The following is an 8,679-nucleotide window of genomic DNA, read 5'->3' as shown; positions in this document are numbered from 1 at the left end:
GGCGGCGGGCGTGCCCGGCGGCCTGCCGGGCGGGCGGATGCGGGCGGTGCCGGCGGCGCGCAAGGCGGCGTGACGCCGGGAAGGCGCCGCTGGCTTCGGCGCTCGCCGCGCTGCTAGAATCAATGGCATGCGCGCTGCGCTTGCCATACTGCTTCTGCTCGGCCTTGCCGCCTGCGGCAGCACGCGGCAGGCCGGGCTGCCGTCCGGCGCGGCGGTGTCCGAACCGGTCTCCTGCGTGCCCTACGCCCGCGCCCGGTCCGGCATCCAGCTGTCCGGCGATGCCTGGACCTGGTGGGACGCCGCGGCGGGGCGCTACGCCCGCAGCCGCGCGCCGCAGCCCGGCAGCGTGCTGGTGCTGAACCGCACGGCGCGCATGCGCGACGGCCATGTTGCGGTCGTCAGCCAGGTCGTCGGCCGGCGCGAGATCCTGGTGGACCACGCCAACTGGGCCTCCGGCGCGGCGCGCGGGCGGATCGCCACGGCGCAGCGCGTGGTGGACGTCTCGCCCGCCAACGACTGGTCGCTGGTGCGGGTCTGGTATACGCGCATCGGCGATTTCGGCACGACCGCCTTCCCGGCCCGCGGCTTCGTCCACCCCAGGGTGGAACTGGCCGCGGCGAGATGAGCTTGCCACGCGCGGCCCGTCGGGCATGGTGGCGCCGCAACGCTTCCCCGGGAGGATCACCCATGCGCCTGACCCGTCGCGGCCTGGTCGCGGCCGCCACGACCGTCGCCGTCCCCCTGGCCGCCCCCGGCGCACTGCGCGCCCAGCCGGCCTGGCCCGAACGCCCCGTGCGGATCATCGTCGCCTTTCCCGGCGGCTCCACCCCCGACATCGCGGCGCGCGCCGTGGCCAGCCACTTCCAGACCGTCTTCGGCCAGCCCTTCGTGGTGGAGAACCGGGCCGGCGCTGGCGGTGCGATCGGCACGGATGCGGTGGCCAAGGCGAATGACGGGCACACCCTCGGCGTCTCCATCGGCGGGCCGGCCAGCACCGCGCGCATCCTGAACCCGCAACTCTCCTACGATCCCGCCACCGACCTCGTGCCGGTCTCGCTGCTGACGCGCCTGCCCTTCGTGGTGGCGGTGCATCCCTCCGTGCCGGCGCGCAGCCTGGCGGAGCTGGTGGCGCATGCGAAGGCCAATCCCGGGCGGCTGAACTACGGCTCGGTCGGGGCGGGCACGCTGGGCCACCTGGTGATGGCGGAGTTCGCGGCGAAGCACGGGCTGGACATGACGCATGTGCCGTTCCGCTCCGTGCCGCAGTCGGTGACGGAACTGGTGGCGGGGCGCATCCAGGTCATGGCCGCGGCCTCCGGCGCGGTGCTCGGCCAGGTGCGCGAAGGCACGGTGCGCGCGCTGGCGATCACCAGCGACGGGCGCTTTCCGCAGGCGCCCGACATCGTCACGACCGCCGAGGCCGGAGAGGGACAGCCGGCCTATGGCTGGATCGCGCTGTTCGCGCCGCCCGGAACGCCGGCCGAGCGCGTGCAGCGCCTGGCGGCGGAGGCGGCGCGTGGCCTGGCGGTGCCGCAGACCCAGGCGGCCATGACGGCGGCCGGCTTCGAGGTGGTGGGGAGCGGGCCGGACCAGCTGCAGCAGCTGGTCGCCGCCGAGATCGGCCGCTGGGGCCCGCTGATCCAGCGCCTGGGCATCCGGCCGGAAAGCTGAGCGCCCTCGACGGGCCTCGACAGCAGAAGGGGCGGTCCCTCGCGGGACCGCCCCTTCGCGTCTCAGCCGATGGCCGGGATCACTCGGCCGGCTGCAGCTTCGTGGTTTCCGGCTTCTCGTTCCGGGTCTTCCAGAGCGAGTAGAAGATGCCGCCCATGATCATCGCCAGCGTGACGCCGAGCGAGATGGCCGGGTCCACCTTCCCGAAGATCTGGTTCCAGAAGATCTTGCCGCCGATGAACACCAGCACCAGCGCCAGCGCGTACTTCAGATAGTGGAAGCGGTGCACCATCGCCGCCAGCGCGAAGTAGAGCGCGCGCAGGCCGAGGATGGCCATGATGTTCGCGGTGTAGACGATGAAGGTGTCGGTGGTGATCGCGAAGATCGCCGGCACGCTGTCCACCGCGAAGATCAGGTCGGCGATGTTGATGATGATCAGCGCCAGGAACAGCGGCGTGGCCCACACCACCAGCTTGCCGGTCTTCGGATCCGGCTTGCGCACGAAGAACTTCTGGTCATGCAGTTCGTCCGTGACGCGCATGTGCTTCTTGAAGAACTTCACGACCGGGTTCTTCGAGATGTCCGGGTCGCTCTCCGGCACCACCAGCATCTTGATGCCGGTGGCGATCAGGAAGGCGCCGAAGATGTAGAGGACCCAGCCATACTCCTGCACCAGCGCCGCGCCGACCGCGATCATGATGCCGCGCAGCACGATCACCGCGATGATGCCCCAGACCAGGGCGCGGTACTGGTACTTCCGCGGGATGGCGAAGAAGGTGAAGATCAGGCTGATGACGAAGACGTTGTCGATCGACAGCGCCTTCTCGATGAAGAAGCCGGTGAAATAGGTCACGCCGGCATGCAGGCCGTCGGATGTCTCGATGTAGCCGCGGTCGAAGGCCCACCAGATCGCGCCGCCATAGAGGATGGCGAAGCCGATGTAGAAGGCGGACAGCCACAGGCTCTCCGCGATGCCCATCTCCTTGTCCTCCTTGTGGAGGACGCCGAGGTCGAAGGCGAGCAGGGCGAGCACGATGGTGAGGAAGCCGGCCCACATCCAGACCGGCTTGCCGATCCATTCGGCGACAAGGAATTCCATGCGGAACGGCTCCTGGCATGCCCAAGGCGCCACGATCCGGGCCCGGGGTCGTTGCGATGCGATCCGACATCACGGCGACGGACCGGGCTGCCTTCGGCACCCCCGGCCGCCGGGTCCGCCAGAGGGGCCCGGATCAGTCGCGCCAGATGGCGCAATGATTGTTGGGTTTCAAGGGTGGACGATCGGAAATCTTGCCGACACGCCGGGGTCACGCGGTCGGTCGCTCCCGGGGGGCCGGAATCGGGTGCGGCCCCCGTTGTCTGCCGGCGTCAGCCGGGCCATGTGCGGTTTGCGCCGGATCAGAACGCGGACTAGTGTCCGGCCGAGGCAACCCGGACGATGTGGGATACAGGCCCGCAGGCCGTCCGAAACTGGGATCGAGGCGTCACGATGGGTTCGTTCAGCATCTGGCACTGGCTTGTGGTGCTGCTGGTCATCCTGCTGCTGTTCGGCAGTGGCAAGATCAGCGGGCTGATGGGCGACCTGGCCAAGGGCATCAAGTCCTTCAAGCAGAACATGAAGGAAGACGAGGTCAAGGACGCCTCCATGGCGGCCGACGCCGCCGCCCAGACCCCGGCGCAGCCGGCCGGCAGCATCCAGGGCCCGCAGGCGCAGGCGGCTCAGGCAGCGCAGGCGCAGCCGGCCAACCCGACCCGCCCCGCCGCCTGATCGCGCATTGATCGACCCGGCGCGCGCCACTAGGGTGCCGCGCGAACGGGTTGGCCGCCTGGCGCCCCCAAGGGCGTTCCCGGCCACGCGCCGACCCCGGGACACCGGGGCCGGCGCGATGCGTTTCAGGGGGGCGCCATGACAGCCACGCAGGCCGGGCCGGGGCCGAAGCAGGGCGCGGCCGCCGCGCCGCCGCCCGAGGCCGTGGTCAACACCAACGTGGACGACATGGAGTTCGCCTCCGCCCGCCGTGAGCTGGCGGGCTGGCAGGGACTAGCCTGGCGCGCTGCGGCCGCGGCCTTCGTGCTGTGGCACATGTGGATCCTCCTGGTGGACCCGGTGGATCCTACCGTCTCCCGCGCCGTGCATGTCTTCCTCGGCGCCGCGCTCGGCTTCGCGATCTTCGCGCCGCGCGCCAGTGGCAGCCCGGGCAACCGCGTGCCGTGGTACGACTGGCTGCTCATGATTCCCTGCCTGCTGGTGCCGGCGCACTACATCCTGGACGCCGACGGCATCGAGATGCGGTCCTTCATGGGGCCGAACTGGCAGGACCTGGCGGCCGGGCTGGTCGGCATGCTGATCGTGCTGGAATTCGCGCGCCGCACCGCCGGCCTCGTCATGCCGCTGATCGCCGTGGTCTTCATCGCCTACTGCTTCGTCGGGCCGTGGATGCCGGGCATCCTCTATCACCGCGGCGTGGAGTGGCAGGCCGCCGTGGTCGAGCTGTTCGGCAACAACGGCGTGCTCGGCACCATCGTGCAGGTCTCCGCCAGCTTTATCATCCTCTTCGTCACCTTCGCCGCCTTCCTGCAGGCCTCCCGCGCGGGCGACTACTTCAACGACCTGGCGCTGGCGCTGGTCGGGCGGGCGCGCGGCGGGCCGGCGAAGGTCACCGTGGTCTCCGGCATCCTGTTCGGCACCATCTCCGGCAGCGCGGTGGCGAACGTCGTGGCCTCCGGCGCCTTCACCATCCCGATGATGCGCCGCGTCGGCTACGACCGGAACACCGCCGCGGCGGTGGAGGCGACCAGCTCCACGGGCGGGCAGATCACGCCGCCGGTGATGGGCGCGGGCGCCTTCATCATGGCGGAGGTGCTCGGCCGCCCCTACACCGACATCGCGTTGGCCGGGCTGATCCCGGCGCTGCTGTTCTACATCGCCAACTACATCCACTGCGACCTCAATGCGCGGAAGTCCGGCATCCGCGGCCTGACGCGGGACGAGCTGCCGCGCTGGGTGGATATCGCGCGCCGCGCCTACATGGCCGCGCCGCTGGTGCTGCTGATCGCGGTGCTGCTCTCCGGCTACTCGCCCTTCCGCGCGGCGGCGATCGGCATCGCGGCGACGATCGCCATCATGGTGTTCACCGCGCTGGCGCACCGCGTCTCGCTCGGCGGCCAGTCGCTGCCGGCGGCCCTCGTCGGGGCCGTCGCGGAGACCTTGCGCGCCATCGAGCAGGCGCTGTCCGGCAGCGCGAAGGAGGTGATGCAGCTGATCGCGGTCTGCGCCGCGGCGGGTGTCGTCGCGGGCGTGATCGGGCTGACCGGCGTAGGCGGGCGCTTCGCCACCATGCTGCTCGACATCGCCGGCACCTCCTCCTTCCTCGCGATGCTGTTCGCGATGCTGGTGGCAATCATCCTCGGCATGGGCGTGCCGACCACGGCGGCCTACGCGATCGCCGCCGCGGTGGTGGCGCCGGGGCTGATCCGCATCGGCGTGGAGCCGCTGGTGGCGCACATGTTCATCTTCTACTTCGCCATCCTGTCGGCCATCACGCCGCCGGTCGCGCTCGCTTCCTTCGCCGCCGCCTCCATGGCCGGCGCGGACATGTGGAAGACCAGCGTGGTCGCGGTGAAGCTCGGCCTGGCCACCTTCATCGTCCCCTACATGTTCTGGCTGTCCCCTGCGCTGCTGGCGCAGGGCGAGCTGGCCTTCATCCTGCAGTCCTTCGTCACGGCGTCCTGCGGCGTCTTCCTGCTGGCCTGCGCCACCGAGGGCTGGATGCTCAACGGCCGGCTGGCAGTGCCGCTGCGACTGGCCGCGGGCGTGGCGGGCCTGCTGCTGATGGTGCCGGAAGGCTGGACCGACCTGGCGGGCCTCGGCATCGGCGTCGCGCTCCTGCTGTGGCAGCGCCGTGCCTTCCCCGCGGAGCGCCTGGCATGAGCGTGCCGGCGCATGTCGCCGAGGCGATCGTCGCCGCCGGGCGCCGTCTGGACGCGCTCGGCCTGGTGCCGGCGACGGCGGGCAACTTCTCTGTCCGGCTGGATGCGCGGCGCCTGGCCGTGACGGTCTCCGGCCGGCACAAGGGCTTCCTGACGCCGGACGACGTCATGGCGGTGGACCTGGACGGCGTGGCGGAGGACCTGGCGAAGCGCAGCTCGGCGGAGACGCTGCTCCATTGCGGCATCTACCGCCGCTTCCCGGAGGCGGGGGCCGTGCTGCACGGCCATTCCATCGCCAACACGGTGCTGTCCCGGCTGGCCGGGAACGGCCTGGTGCTGTCCGGCTACGAGCTGCTGAAGGCCTTCCCCGGCCTGCCGACGCACGACGCCGAGGTGACCGTTCCGGTCGTGTCGAACGACCAGGACATCCCGCGCATGCAGCGCGGGCTGGAGGCGTTGTGGGACGGGCTGCCGACCGGTTCCATCCCGCCGGGCTACTTGATCCGCGGCCACGGCTCCTATGTATGGGCGCCCGACATGGCCTCCGCGCTGATGCGCCTCGAAGCGCTGGAGTTCATGCTGGCCTGCGAGCTGGAAGAGAGGAGGCAATCGCGATGAGCCGCCTGACCATCTGGGATGCCGACAGCAACGCACAGGTCCTCGTCACCGAGGATCCGGACCGCATCGCGGCCGAGCTGAAGGCCGTCGGCGTCCGGTTCGAGCGCTGGCCCCTGGCCGACCTGCCGGCCGATGCCGACGCCGACGCCATCCTGGCTGCCTACCGCCCGCATCTCGATGCCTTCCTGGCCTCGACCGGGGCGGGCACGGCCGACGTCATCAAGCTGACGCCGGACCATCCGCAGAAGGATGCGATGCGCGCCAAGTTCCTGTCGGAGCACACCCACACCGAGGACGAGGTGCGCTTCTTCCACGCCGGCACCGGCAACTTCGTCCTGCACCTGGCCGGCAAGGTCTACGACGCGCATTGCGGCGCGGGCGACCTGATCAGCGTGCCGGCCAACTCGAAGCACTGGTTCGACGCGGGCGAGAACCCGTCCTTCGCGGTCGTCCGCGTCTTCACCGACACCTCCGGCTGGACGCCGCACTACACCGGCACTGACATGGCGGAGCGCTTTCCGGCGCATACGTGATGCCCCAGGCGCCGGCGCGCCCTCCGGGCGCTTGGCTTTCGCGCAGGCCGCCGGGCCGCAGGGCCCCGCGGCCGGGCCGTGCGCGGGCCGCATGCGCGGCCTCCTGCGCATGAGTGTCCGGGCGGTCGTCACCGACATCGAGGGCACGACGAGCGCGATCGCCTTCGTGAAGGAGACGCTGTTCCCCTTCGCGGAGGCCGCGCTGGACGGCTTCCTCGACGCGCATGGCGACGAGCCCGCGGTGCGCGCCATCCTGGCCGAGGTGCCGGGGCCGGAGCCGCGGGCGACCCTGCGCCGCTGGATGGCGGAGGACGCGAAGGTGACGCCGCTCAAGTCGCTGCAGGGGTTGATCTGGCGCGCCGGCTTCGAGGATGGCCGCCTGCGCGGCCATCTCTGGCCGGATGTCGCGCCCTGCCTGCGCGCCTGGGCGGCCGGCGGGCTGGCGCTGGCGGTCTATTCCTCGGGCTCGGTCGAGGCGCAGCGCCTGCTGTTCCGCCATTCCGTGGCCGGCGACCTGGAGGGGCTGTTCCGCGGCTTCTTCGACACGCGCGTCGGCGCGAAGCGCGAGTCTCCCTCCTACGCTGCGATCGCGGCCGCGCTGGGCGAGGAGCCGGGCGCGATCCTGTTCCTGTCCGACGTGGCGGAGGAACTGGACGCCGCGGCCGCCAGCGGGCTGCGAAGCTGCCAGCTGGTCCGTGCGGAGGACGGCACGCGCCCCAGCGGTCGCCACCCCGAGGCGGCGACCTTCCCCGAGGTCGCGCGGCGCTTCGGGCTGCCCGCTGCGGCGTGACAGCCGGCATGGGCCCGGGCTAGATGCCCGCGATCCCGCGCCGGGAGGCTTCGCGATGCTGACGTCCTACGCCCTGGCCGAAGGGCGCATCATGGTCCGCGAAGGCCTGCTGCCCACGGCGGAGCTGTCGCGCGCGGTCTGGATCGACCTGCTGAACCCGACCGCGGAGGAAGAGCGCGCGGTGCAGGCCGCGCTGCGCCTGGAAGTGCCGACCCGCGAGGAGATGGAGGAGATCGAGAGCTCCTCCCGCCTCTATCGCGAGGACGACGTGCTCTTCCTGACGGCGAACTTCCTCTACGGGGTGGATGGCGGGGAATACGGCTCCACCCCGATCACCTTCGTGCTCGGCGGGCAGGCGCTGGTGACCGTGCGCTACCAGACGCCGAAGGCGTTCAGCGTGTTCAGCCTGCGCTGCCAGAAGAGCCCGGGGCTGCTCGCCTCGCCCGACGGGGTGATGCTGCACCTGTTCGAGCAGATCGTGGACCGGCTGGCCGACATCCTCGAGCGCGTCGGCAGCGACATGGACCGCGCCTCCGCCGCCGCCTTCCGCAGCGCCCGGGCCAAGGTGAAGGCGAACCAGCGCGACGCCGATCTGCGCGAGGCGCTGATCACCCTCGGCCAGGTCGGCGAGGTGACGACGCGCGCCTCGGAAACCCTGCTCGGCCTGACGCGCATCCTGACCTTCGTCGGCGCGGAGAAGGCGACCGCGGTCCGCAAGGAGAACCAAGCGCTGATCAAGACGCTGGTGCGCGACGTGCGCAGCCTGGTGGACCACGCCAGCTTCCTGAACAGCAAGGCGAACTTCCTGCTGGACGCCGTGCTGGGCATCATCAACGTCGAGCAGACCAACATCATCAAGACCTTCACCGTGGCCTCCGTGGCGCTGATGCCGCCGACGCTGATCGCCAGCATCTACGGCATGAACTTCGCGCACATGCCGGAACTGGCGGAGGTCTGGGGCTATCCGCTGGCGCTGGTGCTGATGGTGATCTCCGCGCTGCTGCCGATCTTCTACTTCAAGCGGAAGGGCTGGCTCTGATCCGTCGCGCCGCGCTGCTCCTCGCGCTGCTCCTGCCCGGCGTCGCGCTCGCCCAGGGCGCCGCGCCCGACGCCGTCGCGGGCCCGGCCTGCCCGCCG

The 8,679-nt window shown here is 71.1% G+C and carries 9 protein-coding genes; 8 read left to right on the top strand and 1 reads right to left on the bottom strand.

Annotation, left to right across the window (positions count from 1 at the left end):
• Positions 1–127 precede the first annotated feature (127 nt).
• Entirely contained in the window at positions 128–625 is a 498-nt protein-coding gene (locus OZN99_RS19190) for a CHAP domain-containing protein (protein WP_270936875.1), read from the top strand.
• A gap of 62 nt (positions 626–687) precedes the next feature.
• Positions 688–1,671, top strand: a complete 984-nt coding sequence (locus OZN99_RS19185) for a Bug family tripartite tricarboxylate transporter substrate binding protein (RefSeq protein ID WP_270936874.1) — start codon at positions 688–690, stop codon at positions 1,669–1,671.
• 79 nt (positions 1,672–1,750) lie between these two features.
• Here OZN99_RS19185 and OZN99_RS19180 read toward each other — a convergent pair whose 3' ends face one another.
• On the bottom strand, positions 1,751–2,770 hold the full coding sequence (locus OZN99_RS19180; protein ID WP_270936873.1) for a TerC family protein: 1,020 nt from the start codon (positions 2,768–2,770) through the stop codon (positions 1,751–1,753).
• 390 nt (positions 2,771–3,160) lie between these two features.
• On the opposite strand from OZN99_RS19180, the gene OZN99_RS19175 reads away from it, so the two are divergent.
• From OZN99_RS19175 to OZN99_RS19150, 6 genes are all read left to right on the top strand, one after another.
• Positions 3,161–3,439, top strand: a complete 279-nt coding sequence (locus tag OZN99_RS19175) for a twin-arginine translocase TatA/TatE family subunit (protein WP_270936872.1) — start codon at positions 3,161–3,163, stop codon at positions 3,437–3,439.
• Positions 3,440–3,577: 138 nt separating this feature from the next.
• Positions 3,578–5,602: a TRAP transporter permease gene (locus tag OZN99_RS19170; protein ID WP_270936871.1), complete on the top strand. Its 2,025-nt coding sequence runs from the start codon at positions 3,578–3,580 to the stop codon at positions 5,600–5,602.
• A complete protein-coding gene (locus OZN99_RS19165) occupies positions 5,599–6,219 on the top strand; it encodes a methylthioribulose 1-phosphate dehydratase (protein ID WP_270936870.1) in 621 nt (206 codons plus the stop codon). The genes OZN99_RS19170 and OZN99_RS19165 overlap by 4 nt, the downstream gene beginning before the upstream one ends.
• A complete protein-coding gene (locus tag OZN99_RS19160; RefSeq protein ID WP_270936869.1) occupies positions 6,216–6,752 on the top strand; it encodes a 1,2-dihydroxy-3-keto-5-methylthiopentene dioxygenase in 537 nt (178 codons plus the stop codon). The genes OZN99_RS19165 and OZN99_RS19160 overlap by 4 nt, the downstream gene beginning before the upstream one ends.
• A gap of 109 nt (positions 6,753–6,861) precedes the next feature.
• Positions 6,862–7,542: an acireductone synthase gene (gene mtnC, locus OZN99_RS19155; protein WP_270936868.1), complete on the top strand. Its 681-nt coding sequence runs from the start codon at positions 6,862–6,864 to the stop codon at positions 7,540–7,542.
• Positions 7,543–7,597: 55 nt separating this feature from the next.
• Complete coding sequence (locus OZN99_RS19150) at positions 7,598–8,581, top strand: magnesium transporter CorA family protein (protein WP_270936867.1); 984 nt, start codon at positions 7,598–7,600, stop codon at positions 8,579–8,581.
• The last annotated feature ends 98 nt before the right edge of the window (positions 8,582–8,679 follow it).

The sequence above is a fragment of the Falsiroseomonas oryzae genome, from assembly GCF_027856955.1.
Lineage (GTDB): Bacteria > Pseudomonadota > Alphaproteobacteria > Acetobacterales > Acetobacteraceae > Falsiroseomonas > Falsiroseomonas oryzae.
The sequence above is the reverse complement of the archived record's forward strand: the minus strand, read 5'-3'. Positions and strand labels throughout refer to the sequence as shown.

What these genes read in the sequence shown, in the direction of transcription:
- OZN99_RS19165 (WP_270936870.1), top strand. Translation starts at nt 5,599, where the DNA reads ATGAGCGTGCCGGCGCATGTCGCCGAGGCGATCGTCGCCGCCGGGCGC.
- OZN99_RS19160 (WP_270936869.1), top strand. Translation starts at nt 6,216, where the DNA reads ATGAGCCGCCTGACCATCTGGGATGCCGACAGCAACGCACAGGTCCTC.
- OZN99_RS19180 (WP_270936873.1), bottom strand. Translation starts at nt 2,770, where the DNA reads ATGGAATTCCTTGTCGCCGAATGGATCGGCAAGCCGGTCTGGATGTGG.
- OZN99_RS19175 (WP_270936872.1), top strand. Translation starts at nt 3,161, where the DNA reads ATGGGTTCGTTCAGCATCTGGCACTGGCTTGTGGTGCTGCTGGTCATC.
- OZN99_RS19190 (WP_270936875.1), top strand. Translation starts at nt 128, where the DNA reads ATGCGCGCTGCGCTTGCCATACTGCTTCTGCTCGGCCTTGCCGCCTGC.
- OZN99_RS19185 (WP_270936874.1), top strand. Translation starts at nt 688, where the DNA reads ATGCGCCTGACCCGTCGCGGCCTGGTCGCGGCCGCCACGACCGTCGCC.
- OZN99_RS19150 (WP_270936867.1), top strand. Translation starts at nt 7,598, where the DNA reads ATGCTGACGTCCTACGCCCTGGCCGAAGGGCGCATCATGGTCCGCGAA.
- mtnC (WP_270936868.1), top strand. Translation starts at nt 6,862, where the DNA reads ATGAGTGTCCGGGCGGTCGTCACCGACATCGAGGGCACGACGAGCGCG.
- OZN99_RS19170 (WP_270936871.1), top strand. Translation starts at nt 3,578, where the DNA reads ATGACAGCCACGCAGGCCGGGCCGGGGCCGAAGCAGGGCGCGGCCGCC.